This is a genomic window from Rhodopirellula sp. P2, from assembly GCF_028768465.1.
Taxonomy (GTDB): Bacteria; Planctomycetota; Planctomycetia; order Pirellulales; family Pirellulaceae; genus Rhodopirellula.
This window is the reverse complement of sequence record NZ_CP118225.1, coordinates 7,250,558-7,269,133: the sequence shown is the minus strand read 5'-3', so window position 1 is coordinate 7,269,133 and position 18,576 is coordinate 7,250,558. Positions and strand designations below refer to the sequence as shown.

Annotated in this window: 10 protein-coding genes; 6 read left to right on the top strand and 4 right to left on the bottom strand. The window is 59.5% G+C overall.

Features of this window, described 5'->3' with window-relative positions:
- Positions 1-99 precede the first annotated feature (99 nt).
- Complete coding sequence (locus PSR62_RS25590; protein WP_274405785.1) at positions 100-795, top strand: PEP-CTERM sorting domain-containing protein; 696 nt, start codon at positions 100-102, stop codon at positions 793-795.
- A 459-nt stretch (positions 796-1,254) separates the two neighbouring features.
- On the opposite strand, the gene PSR62_RS25585 is transcribed toward PSR62_RS25590, so the two are convergent.
- The 3 genes from PSR62_RS25585 to tnpA form a co-directional block, all read right to left on the bottom strand.
- Positions 1,255-3,051 (bottom strand): IS66 family transposase, encoded by a 1,797-nt coding sequence (locus PSR62_RS25585; RefSeq protein ID WP_274405784.1) that lies wholly within the window; start codon positions 3,049-3,051, stop codon positions 1,255-1,257.
- Between the two features lie 119 nt (positions 3,052-3,170).
- The gene (gene tnpB, locus PSR62_RS25580; RefSeq protein ID WP_274408167.1) at positions 3,171-3,521 is read right to left on the bottom strand and encodes an IS66 family insertion sequence element accessory protein TnpB; all 351 of its coding nucleotides are present in this window, start codon (positions 3,519-3,521) and stop codon (positions 3,171-3,173) included.
- Positions 3,518-3,859, bottom strand: a complete 342-nt coding sequence (tnpA, locus tag PSR62_RS25575) for an IS66 family insertion sequence element accessory protein TnpA (RefSeq protein WP_274405783.1) — start codon at positions 3,857-3,859, stop codon at positions 3,518-3,520. Before tnpA ends, tnpB begins: the two co-directional genes overlap by 4 nt.
- Before the next feature lie 377 nt (positions 3,860-4,236).
- Here tnpA and PSR62_RS25570 point away from each other — a divergent pair, with 377 nt between their 5' ends.
- Both PSR62_RS25570 and PSR62_RS25565 read left to right on the top strand, forming a co-directional pair.
- The gene (locus PSR62_RS25570) at positions 4,237-5,025 is read left to right on the top strand and encodes a leishmanolysin-related zinc metalloendopeptidase (RefSeq protein ID WP_274405782.1); all 789 of its coding nucleotides are present in this window, start codon (positions 4,237-4,239) and stop codon (positions 5,023-5,025) included.
- Positions 5,026-5,510: 485 nt separating this feature from the next.
- Complete coding sequence (locus tag PSR62_RS25565) at positions 5,511-6,638, top strand: formylglycine-generating enzyme family protein (RefSeq protein WP_274405781.1); 1,128 nt, start codon at positions 5,511-5,513, stop codon at positions 6,636-6,638.
- Between the two features lie 1,404 nt (positions 6,639-8,042).
- Here the strand turns inward: PSR62_RS25565 and PSR62_RS25560 are convergent.
- Positions 8,043-10,853, bottom strand: coding sequence for an FtsK/SpoIIIE family DNA translocase (locus PSR62_RS25560; RefSeq protein ID WP_274405780.1), 2,811 nt, complete (start codon positions 10,851-10,853; stop codon positions 8,043-8,045).
- A gap of 440 nt (positions 10,854-11,293) precedes the next feature.
- On the opposite strand from PSR62_RS25560, the gene guaB reads away from it, so the two are divergent.
- The 3 genes from guaB (at position 11,294) to PSR62_RS25545 (ending at position 18,449) form a co-directional block, all read left to right on the top strand.
- Positions 11,294-12,778: an IMP dehydrogenase gene (gene guaB / locus PSR62_RS25555; RefSeq protein WP_274405779.1), complete on the top strand. Its 1,485-nt coding sequence runs from the start codon at positions 11,294-11,296 to the stop codon at positions 12,776-12,778.
- Positions 12,753-14,651, top strand: a complete 1,899-nt coding sequence (locus PSR62_RS25550; protein ID WP_443217333.1) for a hypothetical protein — start codon at positions 12,753-12,755, stop codon at positions 14,649-14,651. The genes guaB and PSR62_RS25550 overlap by 26 nt, the downstream gene beginning before the upstream one ends.
- A 1,866-nt stretch (positions 14,652-16,517) precedes the next feature.
- Positions 16,518-18,449, top strand: coding sequence for a hypothetical protein (locus PSR62_RS25545; RefSeq protein ID WP_274405777.1), 1,932 nt, complete (start codon positions 16,518-16,520; stop codon positions 18,447-18,449).
- Positions 18,450-18,576: the final 127 nt, after the last annotated feature.

Genomic DNA, 18,576 nt, shown 5'->3' with positions numbered 1-18,576 from the left:
TTTGAAGCCATTGAAGTAGTTCCTGTGTGGGGTAAGATTACCCTCGCGGTTAGTGGGGACGCGTCATCGTCATGTCTTTCGAGCAAATTGAGTTTTCAAATGTTTAAACAGTTGTTGCTGATGTCAGCAGTCTTGATAGGTTCTGTTCAAGTATCTTCGGCTGCGATTATTGTTGTTGTGGGAAATGGGACTGGCCAACTCAACTCGGTTCAGGTCACGGCGGGAGACACGGTCAGTATTCCATTCGCGATCTATGCAGATACTCCTACTGACCTCACCAGCTACGATATCGCTATCGATTTCAATGGCGATGGCGATGGATTTGACGCCGCTAGCTCGAGTTTTTCAGGCTTCAGCGTCACGCCCATCTCAGGTGGATTCAATACGGACGGCTCAGTGAATTTCACAACATCGACCGCGCAGGGGAACGATGCTTTTCCGGGAACGAATTATGACTTTCTTGTGAGCGACGGCGCATCGTCTACCACTTTGCCATCGCCCAGCGGGACAGCCCTGGGATTGTTTAACTTAAATTTCAATACTGCTCTTGGAACGGCGTTAGGAATCTACGATGTTGAATTTGTTGTAAGTACTAATGGCTTTGGAGACTCGCCGATTGGGCCGGGAACGCAAAGTAGTTTTGTGACAACTCCAGCAGTCCAACCATTTGCTGCTGAAAACGGTTCCTTCGAAATTACCGCCGCAGCCGTCCCGGAACCTGGTTCGATGCTGGCATTGGCGGGGGTGTTTGCTGCCGGTGGGATTCGTCAATTGCGGCGCAAGAAGCGGGCGTGAACTTTGTTCCGGTCTAGTAACTCCACTGGCTGATTGATTCATTGAAAACTCTCGCGGGTCCAGGACCGGCGGGAGTTTTTTTGTGGGATCAAAACTTGGGGCTGATTTGGCTTCCTGGGCTGGGTCGGTGGCAGAGTAGAACAGTTGTCCCCAGCTGTTCCGTCGAGTATTTCTCCCACGCCAAGCCTCTTCGCTCACCAATCTCACCGAGCTGTTCGCGTCTCACTGCTTGAAGGCACGAATTCATCACGCCAACATTTAGGGACAACGGCTTTAGTCTGCTGCAGGTTTGCCCGTCGGGGCTCGAGTCACGCCAGCAAAATGGGACACGTCTCATTGCATGCCTCGTAGGCCGCAAGGTTCCATCTGGCATCCACTCGAGACGTAGCAGGATTCGTGGATACGTTCGCCTCTCTAAGCGTAACCGTTCACCAGAACCATTCCGGGTTGCCCGGTTGACTATTTCTTGAGACGTCGGCGGCGAGCGCGGCGGACTCGCTTGCGGTCGGCCGCTTGGCGACGCTCGTCCTGGCGGTACGTTCGGATCGATTCGCAGTGATCTAACTTCCAAACGTGAGGCGCCATCGAAGCCCAGTCGGTTTCACCAGCCAAGGTCCGTCGCAGCACATCTTCCAAGTAGGCATGCACGTCCAAGTCATTGCGCACCGCACTGACGATGACTGTCATCAAGTTCGCCGCTCGCTCCCCAGCGGCAAGCGAGCCTTTGAATAGCCAGTTCTTTCTGCCCGTCGCAACGCGTTTCATCAACTGTTCGCAGTCGTTGTTGTCGATCGGGATGCTGATATCTTCGGTGAAGCGACCCAGTGCCTTCCAGTGCCGACGCACATAGCCAGCCGCGGCAGCTAGGTTGCTCTTGGGAAGCACCGCCGGACTGCTCAACTGATCGCTCGATAGGTAGTCCTCGATCAGGCCAAGCACGTGTCGCGATACCTCTTGCCGACGTGCAAGGGCCTCCGTCTCGGGTAAACCTTTGATCTGGTCTTCGACGTCATACAGCATCCCGATCAACGATTCCAGCTTTGCAACCTGAAGCGGGAATGCACCGCGGCACTCGTCGATCTTGCGGCGCGCATGGGCCCAGCACGCGGCGAACTGAATTCGCTCGTCGCTTCGAACATCGATCTTTTGAAAGCCCGACCAACAGTCTCCAATTAAAGTTCCTTTGTAATCGCCCAGCACGTCATCCGGCCCGTCACGGTGACGACTGACCGTGAAGTCGAACGCCACCACCGGCAACCTCGAAGCATAGTAGCCCCAGAAGTTCGCTTTGATGCTCGGCTTACCTTTTCGAATCGCATCTTCAAAGACTTCGGCGATCCGATCACCGCGAGGATGGTTCGACAAGTCAGGCATCGCCGCCGGAGTGATCAGCACCACGCCTGTATCGTCACAGCCGATACAGGTATCGGTCTTCAAGAAGCTTCGCAGGTAATCGGCCAGCGGCTGCAGGGCGAACTCGACCTGGGTTTCGAGATTGCAAAGCGTCGAGCGACTGGGCGTCCAACCGCTGCCGGCGAACATGTCTTGCTGGCGATAGAACGGCATGTGAAAGAAGTACTTCTGAGCGACCACTTCGACGGCGACGGAGACATCGAAGCGGTCGCCTTCAACCAACCCGGTCGGACGCTCGGGACTGATGATTCCAGGCTTTTTGTCGGGGTTCGATGGATCAGCAGGCACCGCATACTTGGCGTACTTGACGACTTCAACGCGAAGCTCGGCTCGCTTCCAGGCAAGTCGCTCGACTTCGTCATAGCCGATCAGTTTGAGGCCGGCTCGCTGGTCTTCGGGCAGATCGACAATGCGTTCACTGCGAGGCAGATGTTCGGGAAATTTTCGATCCGTTTTGCGAGGCGGTTTGGGCTTGCCGTTCTTTTCTTCGTTGTCACGGACGATCTGTTCGGCCTCGCGGATCGCTTCTTCGATCGCACTGACGACCTCCGGCGTGGCTTCTTCACCGAGGTCCAGGAACAACTGTCCTTCGCTATCGACTCGACGTTCGCTCTTGCGGCCAAAGAGTTGTCGCAGCAACTTCTCGACCTTCAGGTTCAGTTCGGCGTTTTCTTCGCTGAGTTTGTCATTGACCGCTTTGACTTCCAGCACCGAATGAGCCTGCTCGGTGAGCTGCTTGTCCTTTCGCTCCAGTGCAGCTGCCTGTTCTTCGACTTGCTTTCGCAGCGATGCGATCAACGCGGCAGCGGAATCGGGATCGTCTCGAAGTGCTTTGGCATCCATGATGGCGACATTATAGAAACTGCTTTCAAACGCCCAAGACGCATGAGCGCAAAAAGAAGCGGCATGACCAAGATTCCTTCGTCATGCCGCGTGGTGAGCGGGTCGCTAGAAAAACGTGTTCACGCCGCCATCCGTTTTCGCCTGACCCGGGCCGAAGCCAAATCGACGCCCCCGAGCCACATCGCCAGCTCGACAGCGTCGATCGTGACGTGGGTTTGATCACTGCCCGCTTTGGGCAGCTCGACGGTCCCTTGCTCCAGACGGCGATACCAGAGCGTCAGTCCTCCGGTCTCCCACCACAGGGCTTTGATGCGATCGCGCTTTCGATTGACAAACAGGAACAACGAACCGCTGGTGACGCTTTGGCCGAGCTGCGAGGTGACGATGCCGGTCAGCCCGTCGAAGCCTTTGCGGAAGTCCACCGGCGTGGTGCACAGGAAGATCGGAGATCCCTGAGGTAGTCCGGTCATGGCCGCCCCGCTTCGCATGCATCCGAGCCGAGTACTTCGACCTCGATTGAGACACCACCGGGCAACTGCACCGTTGTTCGAACGTTCGTCTTTGGCGGCGGTGCCTGCTGGCCTTGCGAATCGACGATGCGAACAGGGATCAGGGCGGGTGTCGGGCCGGAATCGGGCGGCGAAGCAGGACCAGCGGCTTTGGCAGGTCCAAGCAACTTGCGTCGCCAGTGATAGTAAGATGGCTGCGAAACGCCTTCGGCAGCACAGAACTGAGCAACAGTCATCTCGGACTGGCTAAACCGCTGCAAACGTTCGGCCCATCGTTGAGCTGCTTGGGAGTGTGTCATGGGTTCTCTCCGCGAAAGGGAAGCGAAACAAAACCCACCAAGCTAAACCTCGCGCCTACAACGGTTCTGGTGAACGGTTACCTCTAAGCTGACTCTGGGTGGGGATGGGAGCCTTGGAAAGGCTGGCATGCGATTTCGTGAATGTTCCTCGATAGAGGGCAGTTTCAGGATCGTCTCGGATTGCCGTTCCGCTGAACCATAGCTGGTCCAGCTGCCGCAGAGCGTTTCGCGATTGTTTCCTCCGCGGTCAGTTCTCGCGGACGCTTCGAGTTAGGATGGTCTCCTCTCGTTCCGTCTTTTCGCTCAGGGCCTACCTCGTGCATGCACTCCTCTTTGCCGTCTCTCGCTGTGCTCTGGCGATTGGAGTTGCAGGCCTGATGTCGTTCCCCGCCCAGGCGGCGCTGACAATTCAGGTGAATTACAGTGGTGAGGCTCAGTATCAATCTGCATTCGACTCCGCGGCGGCGACTTGGCAATCGCTCCTGACGGACTACCAAGATGGGTTGGTGGCGAGTCGCTCCTTTGGTAGTTCCGCGACGATCGGGCAGGTGCTTTCCGGCGTTGATATTTCAGCTTCGTTCGGATTCGTTGACGGACCGGGAAACACGCTCGGCCAAGCTGGCTACACGGCGTTCGCGTTTGATCAGTCTGGGTTCAAGCTGGCTACCAATGGGACAATGGAGTTCGATTCTGCCGATTTTGGTTCGCTCACCAGTGGTCAAATCGACAGCCTGATCCTCCATGAAATGGGGCATGTCCTGGGTTTTGGAACCTTGTGGACCGACAATGGGGTCTACGTGAATGGATCAGGTGAGTTTACGGGAAGCGAAGCGACTGCCGTTTGGCAGAATGATTTTTCACAAACGGGAACGCCAGACGTTGAATTGGGTGGTGCCATGGGAACCTCGAATGCTCATTGGAATGAGCCTGACGGGGGCGGGGTCTTGTCGGGAATCACGGATTCGCTGGGACGCGATATGCGGGATGAATTGATGACGGGGTGGCTGAACCCGAATGCGTTCATCAGCGAGTTGACGCTCGCTTCGTTTCGCGACATTGGGTTCACGGCGGTGAATGCCACGGCCGTTCCTGAACCGAGTGCGATGCTGTTGCTGTCGGTTTTAGGGATTGCCGTCGGAATGCGACGTCGGCGAGTTGGACCGTGAGTGGCGGAGCGTCACAACCCGCTACGTGAGTAAGGCTGGGGATTCCGTAGCCAGATTTGTTGGGATTCAGTGTGGTCCCTCGCTCACGCGTTCGGGTTGTGATGTTGGTAGCCGGATTCGGTTGCGGCTCGAATGGAGCCACTGAGGTCACCGAGAGCACGGAGGTTGTGTTCCGGGGGTGATGGATGTGGATTGAGTTCACGCTGTTCTCTATCACTCGCCACTCGCTAACAGCTAAGCACGTCAGCAGGAATGATCGAGCAAAACCATGTGAGCCGTTTGGCGTTTGCCCCGGTTGCGTGTGAAAACCGTGGCTAACGCCAACGGCTCACATACCCGATGACACCTGCGTACCTGCGTACCTGCTTAACAGCTAACAGCTAACAGCTAGCAGCTAGCAGCTAGCAGCTAGCAGCTAACCGCGTTCGCGGCTTGGTTGAGTTAGAATGCGGGGGATTCTTGCCTCTTGATGGGATTGTCTTGTGATGCGTTTTGGCGGTTGGGTTGGTTGTGGCCTGTTGACTTGGATGTGCGTTGGGATGGGCGGTGTCGTCTGTATCCAGGACGCTGGTGCGCAAGAAGCGGCCGTGGCGGTGAAGGTGGGGCCGGAGGTTTCGTTGGATGATGCGGCTTTGCTGGCGCGGATTCGGGAGGGGATCGTTGTGCGGGCGGAACTTGGGAACGACGCGGGCGAGATGCAGGACTACCGGGAGACGATTCCGAAGTCGAGGGTGGAGTTCGAGTTGATCGCGATCTCGGGTGGTGAGTTTTTGATGGGGAGCCCAGAGGATGAACCGGACCGCCTGGAAGATGAAGGGCCGCAGCGTCGGGTGAAGGTCTCGCCGTTTTGGATGGGCAAACACGAGGTGACTTGGGATGAGTACGAGCCGTTCATGATGACGGAGGTCCGCCGCGAAAAGCATGGTGGCTGGACGGACTTTGACCCCGCGACTCATGACGCCGTGGATGGGGTCAGTCAGCCGACGCCGCCCTACACCGAGATGAGCTTTGGGATGGGACAATCGGGCTATCCCGCCGTCTGCATGACTCAGCACGCGGCCAACAAATACTGCCAGTGGCTGAGTGCTCAGACGGGGCACTTCTATCGGCTGCCAACGGAAGCTGAATGGGAGTATGCCTGTCGGGCGGGGACAACGTCCGCGTACTCGTTCGGCGAGGGCGATTTAGATGAGCACGGTTGGTACTACGACAACAGCAACGACAAGTATCAGAAGGTGGGTACGAAGAAGCCGAACCCATGGGGGCTGCATGACATGCACGGCAATGTGTCGGAGTGGACCGCGGACGCTTATGGGGAGTCCTATCCGGTGCCCGAAGATGGCGGTGTGTTGGTCAACCCTTGGACGGTGCCGGAGCGGTTGTATCCCCGCGTGGTTCGGGGCGGCAGTTGGTTCGATGACCCGGATCGGTTGCGCTCGGCGGCACGGATTGGTAGCTCCGAAGATTGGAAGCAACAGGATCCGCAGTTGCCCAAGAGTTTGTGGTACCACACGGACGCGTCGTGGGTTGGGTTCCGCGTGGTCCGGCCGGTGGAGATTCCGACGCTGGAAGAGATGGATGCGTCTTGGAACAGTGCTCGTGGGAAGCGATGAAGTAGCCGGATTCGCCAAGAATTCGGATGGGGGAGGTGATGCGGTCCGAGATTTGGTCGATCGGTCGGCGCGGCGTGTTGAACCACGAAAGACACGAAGCACACGAAAGGTTGCGCTTGATTTGTTTCGTGTGATTGGTGTGTTTCGTGGTTGGTTCGTCGGTCAGGTGAGACCTGGCTTGTCGCTTGGTCGCTGGATTCGCCAAGAATTCAGTGGGACGAGTGGGTGGGCGGTCCCTCGCTGACGCGTCGGGTTGTGATGGAGGTAGCTGGATTCGCCAAGAATTCAGATGTTGGAGTCGGTTGAGCGGGCGAGTTCGAGGCGAATGCGCTGGCGGTTGTTTGCGTGCCGGAGGGTGCCAGCCACTTTGGGCGGCATGGTCGACGACGGCCTCGTCCGGGGCGACATGGCGATGTCGGCACGCGGTCTCGGGGCTGACGCCCCGAGCTACCGATGTCGGCCCCTCCGGGGCGAGTTGTGATGTTCGATCGCCGGATTTGCCAGAATTCGGAGGTTGGAAGTGGTTGAGGTCCGAATTCTGGCGAATCCGGCTACGATTGCCGGAGGGTGCCAGCCATTTTGGGCGGCATGGCGATGTCCGCGCGCGGTCTCGGGGCTTCCACCCCGAGCTACCGATGTCGGCCCCTCCGGGGCGAATTGGGATGCTTGGTAGCTGGATTCGCCAGAATTCAGAGGTTGGAGTTGGTTGAGCGGGCGAGTTCGAGGCGAATGCGATGGCGGTGGTTTGCGAGCCGGATGGTGCCAGCCACTTTGGGCGGCATCGTCGACGACGGCCCCGTCCGGGGCGACATGGCGATGTCCGCGCGTGGTCTCGGGGCTTCCGCCCCGAGCTACCGACGACGGCCCCTCCGGGGCGAGTTGGGATGCGTGGCTCTGGAGGAGTCCAGGTGGGCGGCGTTGTTGTAGCCGGATTCGCCAGAATTTGGAGGGACGAGTGGGTGGGCGGTCTCTCGCTGACGCGTCGGGTTGTGATGGAGGTAGCTGGATTCGCCAGAATTCAGATGTTCGAAGTGGTTGAGGTCCGAATTCTGGCGAATCCGGCTACGATTGCCGGAGGGTGCCAGCCATTTTGGGCGGCATGGCGATGTCCGCGCGTGGTCTCGGGGCTTCCGCCCCGAGCTATCGATGTCGGCCCCTCCGGGGCGAGTTGTGATGCGTGGCTCTGGAGGAGTCCGCGATGGGCGGCCCTGTTGACGCCGGATTCGCCAGAATTCGGATGGGTGAGTGGGTGGGCGGTCCCTCGCTGACGCATTCGGGTTGTGATGTTGGTCGGCGGATTCGCCAAAAATTCAAAGGATCGGTAGCTGGATTCGGCAGAATTCGGATGTTCGAAGTGGTTGGGATCCGAATTCTGGCGAATCCGGCTACGGGAGGCGACGTGGGTCAGACGTCTTCGTCGTCCTCGTACTCTTCTTCGTCGTAGTACTCTTCTTCCTCTTCCTCGTCTTCGTACTCTTCTTCCGCTTCGGTTTGCGAAGTGGTCTTGGGGGCAGCGGTGGCAGTGGCCGCGGCGGTGTCGTCGGTGATGCCTTGCATCGCGTTCCACTGTTCCATCGTCAGCAAGACTTCGCGTGACTTGGACCCGTTGTACTGGCCGACGATGCCGTCTTCGGCCATGTAGTCGACCAACCGTGCGGCTCGTCCATAGCCGATCCCCAGGCAACGTTGGATCAACGACAAAGATCCGCGGCCTTCGCGAATCACGACTTCGATGGCGGACTCATACAACTCGTCTCGCTTGCGAAGTTTGTCGACGTCCATCTCGGAGGCATCGCCTTCTTCGTCGTTGATCTTCAAGTTCATCAGCTCGCCGACGAATTGTTGTTCGCCGCCGCTGCTGCAGTGGTCGCAGACACGATCGATCTCGGCGTCGGACAGGTAAGTCCCCTGCCCTCGAATCAGCGTGCTGGTTCCCGGCCAGAGGAACAGCATGTCACCGTTGCCGAGCAATTTGTCCGCACCGTTTTCATCGAGCACAACGCGGCTGTCCGTTTTACTGGCGACCTGGAAACTCAGACGTGCGGGCAAGTTCGATTTGATCAGACCCGTGATGACGTCCACGGTTGGCTTTTGCGTTGCCAGGATCAAGTGGATTCCAACGGCTCGACTCTTTTGAGCCAAACGGATGATGTGCGTTTCGACTTCTTTGCCAGCCGTCATCATCAAGTCGGCCATTTCGTCGGCGATGATGACGATGAAGGGAAGCTTGTCCGGCACGTCGGTGTTCTCGTCGTCTTCATCCACTTCCAACCGACGCAGGACTTCTTCACGGCCCAGATCATTGAAGCTGTTGATGTGACGCACGCCGGCTTTGGCAAGCAGCGAGTATCGCTCTTCCATCTTCTCAACGGCCCAGCCAAGGATCGCTTCGGCCTTCTTCATGTCCGTGATCACGGGGTGCATCAAGTGAGGCAGCCGACCATAACCAGACAGCTCGACCATCTTGGGGTCAATCATCAACAAGCGGACTTCGTCGGGGCGGCAGCACATCAGGATGCTGGTGATGATCGCGTTGAGACAGACCGATTTACCGGTACCGGTTCGACCTGCAATCAACAGGTGAGGCATCTTGGCCAAGTCGACTGGCATCGGTTCGCCCGAAACGTCTTTGCCCAAGAAGACTGGGATGTTCATCTTCGAGATCCGTGAATCGGATTCTTCGATCACATCGCGAAGCCGGACGACTTGTCGGATCTCGTTGGGGACTTCGATGCCGACGGTGTTCTTGCCGGGGATCGGTGCAACGACGCGAACGCTGGGGACTCGCAGGGCGATGGCGAGGTCATCGGCGAGCGCCGTGATTTTGTTCAGACGCAGGCCGCTTTCGAGTTCCAGTTCGTACTGGGCGATGACCGGACCGATTTCGACATTGGTGACGGTGACGTTGAAGCCAAAGCTGCGAATGGTTTGCTGCAGCATCGCGCTCTTCTGAAGCGCCTCAGCGTGCTGTTCTTCGTAGTCAAACCCGTCGCTGCCTTCCAGCAGTTCCAGACTGGGCAAGTGATACTGCGCGATGCCTTCCGGGGCCCCTTCCTGGACCGAGTCGTAGAGCTCTTGCTTGGCGTCTCGCTGCTTGGGCATCTTGATCGTTGGCGGGGGGCTCTCCTCGTGCGCGGAATCCTTGCGCAGGGTCGTGGTTTCGCCTTCGACTTCGAGGTCGCGCGTGGGAGCTTCTTCTTCCTCCTCTTCCCATTCCTCGTATTCGTACTCGTATTCTTCGTCCGCGGGCGCTTCCTTGGATTTCGTGAGGCTGGCACCAATCCCGGCTGCAGCGGCCAGGCCAGCGGCACCGAGCTTGGCGGCTTTGGCGAGCCCATTGGCCGGAGCGGCTTCTTCTGCGGCTTCGGCTTCCTCAGCCACGGCTTCGCGTTCCTTGGGTTTGCGAACGCGGATTGTGGGTCCGCTTTCGGCGGGCTCGGCCGGGTCGATGCGACCGCCGTTGGGATCCAGCGACGCGTCGGATTCGTCCCCGTCGATCAGGATGGGGCCATCGAGGTCGCTGAAGGGTTGGCGGCGCCGGCGGAGTGTGACTGGCATGACCTGGGCGGCTTTCGCGAACCCACGACGAGAAGCCTTGGCCCCACCGACAACCACGGTTCGACCGGCGTAGACCAGCATGTAATCCGTCGTCAGCAACAATCCGACCGACAGCACCGTCAGCGTCAAAATCCACGAGCCGACGGGATGGAAGTGTTGCAGCAAGAACGCGGAAGTCATCGCGCCGAGGTAGCCCCCGTTGCCGACGACCGGCATGCCGCCCAGTTCGATGTCCGTCATGGCGGCGGCGGTGGTCACGGCCAGCAAGGTGATGCAGCCCCCGAGGGACCGCAGCACGGGCGCGTTCATGTGCCCGCGAATCAGGAGCGCGGTCGAGATGCCTCCGCCAGCCGAGATCACCAGGGCGGATCCGATTCCGACGGCGCTGAGCAACATCGCTGAGATCAGGGCGCCCAGCGAGCCGCAAGCGTTTTGCACGATTTCGTTGGCGGGATAGACCGCCAAATCTGGTGTGAAGAATTGGTCGAGCGGCCAGACCGGGGTGGGGACTGGGTCGGCGGGATCGTGCGTCATCACCGAGACCAATGTCAACAACGTCGCCGCGACCAGCAGCAGAGCTGGGATATCACGTCGAATGTCCACCGCGCGAGGCGGGGCGGATTCGTGCGATTCGGCGTTGGCCGTCGTGGTGGACATGGCGTTGAGTTGGAAAGGCCGGAGTGGAGCTGGATTCGCCAGAATTCAGATGTTCGGGTTGGTAGCGTCCGAATTCTTGATGAATTCGGCGATGGGGTTGGTGGGGATGAGTCCGGTGCGTGCCCTCCCCTCGCTTCGCTCGACCCTCCCAGAGGGAGGGGGGAGTGTTCTCCGTTGCTGGTAGCTGGATTCGCCAGAATTCAGGTGTTCGGGTTGGTTAGCGTCCGAATTCTGGCGAATCCGGCTACGGGTGGGGTTGGTTCGCGTCTGAATGCTTGGTGAATTCGGCGACGCGAGGGGGCAACTTGGGCGCATCTACCCTCTTTCGTCGTCAGTCGGGCAAGGTGCCCTACAACTCGACCGCAGCGAGCGTCATAATCGCTCGTTTTCCCCATCGCATCACATTTGGATGCCCACGGCCTCGTGGGAACGAAAACGGCATGTTTGACGACAAAATCGGCGACCTCGGAGTGACCTTCGACGATGTCCTGTTGCAACCTCGATACAGCGAGGTCGTGCCCAGCGAGGTGGACGTCAGCAGCCAGATGACCCAGCGAATCCGGCTGCAAATCCCATTGATCTCGTCGCCGATGGACACGGTGACCGAGTCTGAGATGGCGATTGCCCTGGCAAAAGAGGGCGGTTTGGGCATTGTGCACAAGAATCTGTCGGTTCGACGACAGACCGAAGAGGTGCTCAAGGTCAAACGCTCGGCCAACGGGATCATCGTCAATCCGGTGACCCTGAATCCGGCTCAAAAAGTCAGCGCGGCGGCGGAGCTGATGGACCGGGCGAACGTCTCGGGGATCCCGATTGTGCAGGACGACCGGACTTTGGCAGGAATTTTAACTCGGCGGGACCTGCGGTTCTTGGAAGACCCGGACATGCCGATTTCCCAGGTAATGACGCGTCAAAACTTGGTCACGGCGGTTGGGAATGTAACGCTTGCGCAAGCTGAGAAGATTTTAACGGAAAAAAGGGTCGAGAAACTTCTCCTGATTGACGAAGAAAGAAAACTGACGGGGTTAATTACGATTCGCGACATCGACATGATGAAGCGTTACCCGCGGGCTTGCAAAGATCCGCAGGGACGTCTTCGAGTCGGAGCCGCGATTGGTGTGGGTGACTATGAACGAGCGGAAAGCTTGATCGGCAAAGGTGTCGACGTGCTGGTGGTCGACTCGGCTCATGGACACAGCCGGAATGTGATTGAGACCGTCCGAGAGATTAAGCAGAACAAGTCATGGGACATTGATGTCGTGGCGGGGAACGTCGCAACGGCCGAGGGCGCAGCAGATTTGATTGCGGCCGGGGCTGACGCGGTGAAGGTTGGCATCGGTCCGGGATCGATTTGCACCACACGGGTGATCAGTGGCATTGGAGTGCCTCAGATCACTGCGATTTTAAGTGCGGTGAAGGTCGCTCAAAAGAAGAACATTCCTGTCATCGGCGACGGAGGAATCCGTTTCAGTGGTGACATCACCAAAGCAATCGCCGCTGGGGCGAGCACCGTGATGATCGGCAGTTTGTTTGCCGGTTTAGCGGAGAGTCCTGGCAAGATGATTTTGTACCAAGGTCGTACCTTCAAGGCGTACCGTGGGATGGGATCGATGGGTGCGATGGTGAAGGGAAGCAGTGATCGGTATCGCCAAAAAGGCACCGAGGCGGGCAAGCTTGTCCCCGAAGGTGTCGAAGGACGCGTGCCGTTCAAAGGCCCGCTCAGCGATTACGCCTACCAGTTGGTCGGTGGCTTGCGTGCGGGCATGGGATATGTCGGTACACGGACGATCGAAGAACTCCGCCGCGACGCGAAATTCATTCGCGTGTCGGCCGCTACGGTGAGGGAGAACCACCCGCATGACATTGCGATCACACAAGAAGCGCCCAACTACAGTCCCGATGTTCATTCGGGCGACGCCAGTTGAGGCAGACGTTCCGACGACCAGTCGCCTGAGCCACTTGCCAGGTCGATGGGTCCGCCGACGATGGCTGGCCGGATGCATTGCAGCCGGCCTCAGCGTCGGTGCACTTTCCGCCAACTCGGCGGTGATGGCCCAAGACAGCTTCGGCCCCACCCGCGTGGACTCGCCCACGCATCCTCTTTCGGCGAACCCTTCGCCGGCTCCGGGGCATCCGGTTGGTCAGCCCATTCCGCGGATGCGAACCGCGGATCTGATGCAGGCTCACACGAACCAGCCCGCTGCCGCGCCGGCATCGCCGATGCGTCGTCCCGGTTGGGATCTGCAATGGCGAAAGAGCCCGCAGGTCGCCTCGGAAGAAGCCGCTCGGATCAGCAACGCTGCTTTCCATGAGACAGCGCCCCAGCAACACGAAACCTCGTTCCAGCAATCGGTCGCTCACGCTCAACCGATCCAGCAAGGCGTTGCTCCTCAGACTGCTGTTTCTCCGTCCGCTGCAGCACCGGTCAGGGAACCACAAGCCAACCCTGCTGGCCCGGCCGTGGTGATGGTCTCGGGAACGAGCCGCCGCAACCAGGGTGCCGATTCCACCTCGATCCATCCCGCTGCGTTCTTGCAGCAACCCGGGTCAGGGTTTGGGTTGCCTGAGTTCGACGCTGCACCGCCAGCCGACTCGCAACCGCTCTCGCCTCCATCGTCCAGCGGGTTCGGTGTGCCCGGTGACAACGGAGCCGCCAGCGGAAGCCGTCCGAATTGGAACGCCAACCCGTTCCGAGATGAATTGGGAGCGAACCCGAACGCAGCCCCTGGCAATGGACTCAGCTCGCCCGTCGAGATGGTGCCACCTGGATTGGAAGCGTTGCCCGCTCCGGGATTGGACTCGCCGAATGTGACACCCGATACGTTGGGACAACCCGACGCTTTGGGGCAACCGGATGCCGGGCCATCGATTCGCGACATGTTGCAAGACAAATCGAATCTGCCGCAGCAACCACCGCCGTCGGAACCAGAATCTCTGGAGTCGCCTTCGGACCGGTTTGAATCCAATCCGTTTGATCGTCGCGACCAAGAATCGAAGGCACGCGATGAGCTGGACCGCCTGGAATTGGAAGCTCGGGACGGAGGCCGTTTGCGACCGCAGGCGGACCGCGATGACGCTCCGATCATGAACGACGATGGACCGATTCGTCGCGCCACTGGGTTGTCGTGTGACGACTTCCGTTCTCGGATCGCCGCCCAAACGATCGATCAGGTTTCGCTGGACATCAGCCCACCGTATCGTCCCGACGTGATCGATGAAGGCGAATACGTGAAGCTGAAAGAACGCTTTGACGAGCGTCAAGAATCACGGGTCTGGCGAAGCATCGATGGCCGTCCCATGGGCACCGGTCGCTTGGTTGATCTGGCTTATGAAAAAGCTGTGATCGTGACGGAGTTTGGATCCCGTGAAGAGTTGCCAATCAACCGATTGAGCGAAGCGGACTTGGGATTCATTTCCGAGAACTGGGGATTGCCGACGGAGTGCTTGTTGGAACAAGTCGCTTTCACACCGCGTCGTTGGAAACCGACGACGGTGGTTTGGGCCGCGTCGAACTTGTGCCACAAACCGTTGTACTTCGAAGAAGTCAACTTGGAACGTTACGGTCACACCGCGGGTCCCGTGTTGCAACCGGTTTTGTCATCGGCTCACTTCTTTGCGAACATCGCGGTGCTGCCGTACAAGATGGGCGTGCACTCGCCGCATGAATGCCAGTACGCGTTGGGTTACTACCGTCCCGGCAACTGTGCTCCGTGGATCATCCCACCGGTGCCGTTGAGCTTGAGGGGAGCTTGGTACCAAGCCGCCGCGGTCACCGGCACGGCACTCTTGGTTCCTTGATCCAGAGTCACCCGTCGTAGCTGGATTCGTCAAGAATTCAGAGGATCGGTAGCCGGATTCGCCAAGAATTCAAAGGATCGGTAGCTGGATTCGCCAGAATTCAGAGGTTGGAGTTGGTTGAGCGGGCGAGTTCGAGGCGAATGCGCTGGCGGTTGTTTGCGTGCCGGATGGTGCCAGCCACTTTGGGCGGCATCGTCGACGACGGCCCCGTCCGGGGCGACATGGCGATGTCCGCACGCGGTCTCGGGGCTTCCGCCCCGAGCTACCGACGACGGCCCCGTCCGGGGCGAGTTGGGATGCGTGGCTCTGGAGGAGTCCAGGTGGGCGGCGTTGTTGTAGCCGGATTCGTCAAGAATTCGGGGGGACGAGTGGGTGGGCGGTCCCTCGCTAACGCATTCGGGTTGTGATGTTGGTCGGCGGATTCGTCAAGAATTCGGAGGTTCGGTAGCTGGATTCGCCAGAATTCAGAGGTTGGAGTTGGTTGAACGGGCGAGTTCGAGGCGAATGCGATGGCGGTTGTTTGCGTGCCGGAGGGTGCCAGCCACTTTGGGCGGCATCGTTGACGACGGCCCCGTCCGGGGCGACATGGCGATGTCCGCACGCGGTCTCGGGGCTTCCGCCCCGAGCTACCGATGTCGGCCCCTCCGGGGCGAGTTAGGATGTTCGGTAGCCGGATTTGCCAGAATTCAGAGGTTGGAGTTGGTTGAGCGGGCGAGTTCGAGGCGAATGCGCTGGCGGTGGTTTGCGTGCCGGATGGTGGCAGCCACCTTGGGTGGCATCGTTGACGACGGCCCCGTCCGGGGCGACATGGCGATGTCCGCACGCGGTCTCGGGGCTTCCGCCCCGAGCTATCGATGTCGGCCCCTCCGGGGCGAGTTGTGATGTTCGGTCGCTGGATTCGCCAGAATTCGGAGGGACGAGTGGGTGGGCGGTCCCTCGCTGACGCATTCGGGTTGTGATGTTGGTCGGCGGATTCGCCAGAATTCAGAGGATCGGTAGCCGGATTTGCCAGAATTCAGAGGTTGGAGTTGGTCGAGCGGGCGAGTTCGAGGCGAATGCGCTGGCGGTGGTTTGCGAGCCGGATGGTGCCAGCCACTTGGGGCGGCATCGTCGACGACGGCCCCGTCCGGGCGGCGTGGCGATGTCCGCGCGTGGTCTCGGGGCTTCCGCCCCGAGCTACCGATGTCGGCCCCTCCGGGGCGAGTTGGGATGTTCGGTCGCTGGATTCGCCAGAATTCGGAGGATCGGTAGCTGGATTCGCCAGAATTCAGAGGTTGGAGTTGGTCGAGCGGGCGAGTTCGAGGCGAATGCGATGGTGGTTGTTTGCGTGCCGGAGGGTGCCAGCCACTTTGGGCGGCATGGTCGACGACGGCCCCGTCCGGGGCGACATGGCGATGTCCTCGCGCGGTCTCGGGGCTTCCGCCCTGAGCTACCGACGACGGCCCCTCCGGGGCGAGTTGGGATGTTCGATCGCCGGATTTGCCAGAATTCGGAGGGACGAGTGGGTGGGCGGTCCCTCGCTGACGCATTCGGGTTGTGATGTTGGTCGGCGGATTCGCCAGAATTCAGAGGATCGGTAGCTGGATTCGCCAGAATTCAGAGGTTGGAGTTGGTCGAGCGGGCGAGTTCGAGGCGAATGCGATGGTGGTTGTTTGCGTGCCGGAGGGTGCCAGCCACTTTGGGCGGCATGGTCGACGACGGCCCCGTCCGGGGCGACATGGCGATGTCCTCGCGCGGTCTCGGGGCTTCCGCCCTGAGCTACCGATGTCGGCCCCGTCCGGGGCGAGTTGGGGCGAATCCGGCGACCACTGCAGGGAATCTGGCGGCAGTCGGAAATGTTCTGTGCGTTTCGTTATAACGAAGCGTATGAACACCACGTCCAAGAGCGATTCGGTGCCGACTCACGTGGAATCGGTGGCGAACATGATCGATCGGCTGGGTGAGCCTCCCGGGGACATCTGGGATCGCTTGGTCGTCGCTGCGGAAGCAATGTTCCCGGACACGGAGACCGCGGCTTCGTCGAGCAATTCGATTCGCTCACCCAGTCACGCGTTTTGGCAATCGCATGGGGTGGATCGACACGGGCAATTGATCGGCTTGACCGAAAGCGATGCAGCGACCGAGCCATCTCTTGAGGAGGACCGCGCTGACTCGGAACCAACTGACGACGAGTTCGTGGAGCCTCTCCAGCTGAACGATCCGGCGGAACTCACCAGGTTCGATTCGAAACCCAAGCGGTCTTTCATTTCCGAGCCCATTCTGATCGGTGCGATTGCGGCAATCGTTTTGCTCGGTGCGGCGTTTCTTTGGTGGCCAAGTTCCGAACCAGGGCTGGCGCAGACATCCAGTGATTTCGCAGGAGAGGGTTTGGAGTCAAAGGAAGCAGCGGATGTCTTTGACGCGGGATTCATTGCGACCAACGATGAGTCGGCGATGGAACTGGGAACGCTGATGGACTCCGGCACATTGGACTCGTCCGCATCGGCAGACGCCTCGGCGGGAGGCGTCGAGATCAGTGCCTCTGAGATTGTGGAGCCGAGCCCGGTCGCACAGTCTTCGACCGGGAAACCATCGACGGCGGAGGCGAGCGAGATGACATCGTCGGCGTTTTCGTTGGATGACCTGATTCCCGCTCCGGTCGCGACGGAATCTTCCAGTGACGAAGAGGCTGGCGAGGTTGATCAGGCCACGACCAACGCAGTGTTGGCTTCGGAAGACGTTCGTTCCGCATCGTTTGGTGGTGGCGAGGAAGCGGATGTGATGAGTGATGGTGACGCGGACGACATGGACTCGGACGCGGTGACCGGATCCACGGAAGCGTCGATGGCGGCGGACTCGCAAACGTTCTTCGTTTCATTGCCGCCACTCCCCATCGCTGGTTCCGATGCAGCCCAACACGATTCCTGGCCGGTTTCATCCTGGACGAACACGGGGCTGGGCTTTCCTGGCAATGGAGCCGCGTTTTCGATTTCGGATGCAAGAGTCGATGGTGGATCGATCCTGCGGACGTCAGATCAAACCGCGATCGCAACGTTTCGCGCGCAGACGGACGAGAAGGAATCGAGGCTGGAGTGGTTGCCGGGGGCGTTGGACGCGGATCGAAAGGCGTTGCTTCACGGACGAATGGAACTTGCCGCGGGACGTCGTGTTTATTTGCGGCCGAGTTTACGTGGGGATGCGATCCCAGTGGACTTGGCAGAGCGGGATGGGAAGAGGAAGTGGGATTTGGAGGCGCCTCCCGAACCCAAGCGATCTCGGTTGAGCATGAATTTGGAAGTGCCCGAGGGAGTGGATGTGGGGTGGATCGAACCCATTGAAAACGCATCGCCACGCAAGGTTCGCGGCATCGCGGTGTTGAGCCAACAAGATTCGGAATCGGTGGCGGTGGTGGTTCGGGTGGACGTTCAGACAACGCGGATGATGACGGTTCGAGTCCGATTTGGGGCGAGGCTGGACCCGTCGATGCCATGGCAATGGACCGACCGCACGGATGTCTCGCAGACGCTGGCCGCGGTGACTCGGCAAATGGAACTCGCCGACTTGAGACACACTGAATTGGAGGCCGCGATTTCGCGAGCCGAGAGTTCGCGGGCGCGGCGTTTGGAGGCTCGCTTGGATCAGCAGTTGGACCAACTCGAGAGTCAGCAGAAGAGTTGGAAGATGTTTGCCGAGCGTTTGGCGGAGCTGGATCAGCTCATCGCAACGCTGGCGGGGCAAGCGAGTCTGTCGGCCGAGTTGTTTGTTTCCTGGCCGGATGATGAACAGCCGATCCTTCGGCTGACGTCGGCAGACGGCTGACGTCTTGGTAGCCGGATTCGCCAGAATTCGGAGGTTCGGTAGCCGGATTCGCCAGAATTCAGATGTGCGAGTTGGTTGAGCGGGCGAGTTCGAGGCGAATGCGCTGGCGGTTGTTTGCGTGCTGGAG

Bases quoted from the DNA above. Each gene is read 5' to 3' on its own strand.
- tnpB (WP_274408167.1), bottom strand. From the start codon at position 3,521: ATGACCGGACTACCTCAGGGATCTCCGATCTTCCTGTGCACCACGCCG.
- PSR62_RS25550 (WP_443217333.1), top strand. From the start codon at position 12,753: ATGTTCATTCGGGCGACGCCAGTTGAGGCAGACGTTCCGACGACCAGT.
- PSR62_RS25565 (WP_274405781.1), top strand. From the start codon at position 5,511: ATGCGTTTTGGCGGTTGGGTTGGTTGTGGCCTGTTGACTTGGATGTGC.
- tnpA (WP_274405783.1), bottom strand. From the start codon at position 3,859: ATGACACACTCCCAAGCAGCTCAACGATGGGCCGAACGTTTGCAGCGG.
- PSR62_RS25560 (WP_274405780.1), bottom strand. From the start codon at position 10,853: ATGTCCACCACGACGGCCAACGCCGAATCGCACGAATCCGCCCCGCCT.
- PSR62_RS25585 (WP_274405784.1), bottom strand. From the start codon at position 3,051: ATGGATGCCAAAGCACTTCGAGACGATCCCGATTCCGCTGCCGCGTTG.
- PSR62_RS25545 (WP_274405777.1), top strand. From the start codon at position 16,518: ATGAACACCACGTCCAAGAGCGATTCGGTGCCGACTCACGTGGAATCG.
- PSR62_RS25590 (WP_274405785.1), top strand. From the start codon at position 100: ATGTTTAAACAGTTGTTGCTGATGTCAGCAGTCTTGATAGGTTCTGTT.
- guaB (WP_274405779.1), top strand. From the start codon at position 11,294: ATGTTTGACGACAAAATCGGCGACCTCGGAGTGACCTTCGACGATGTC.
- PSR62_RS25570 (WP_274405782.1), top strand. From the start codon at position 4,237: ATGTCGTTCCCCGCCCAGGCGGCGCTGACAATTCAGGTGAATTACAGT.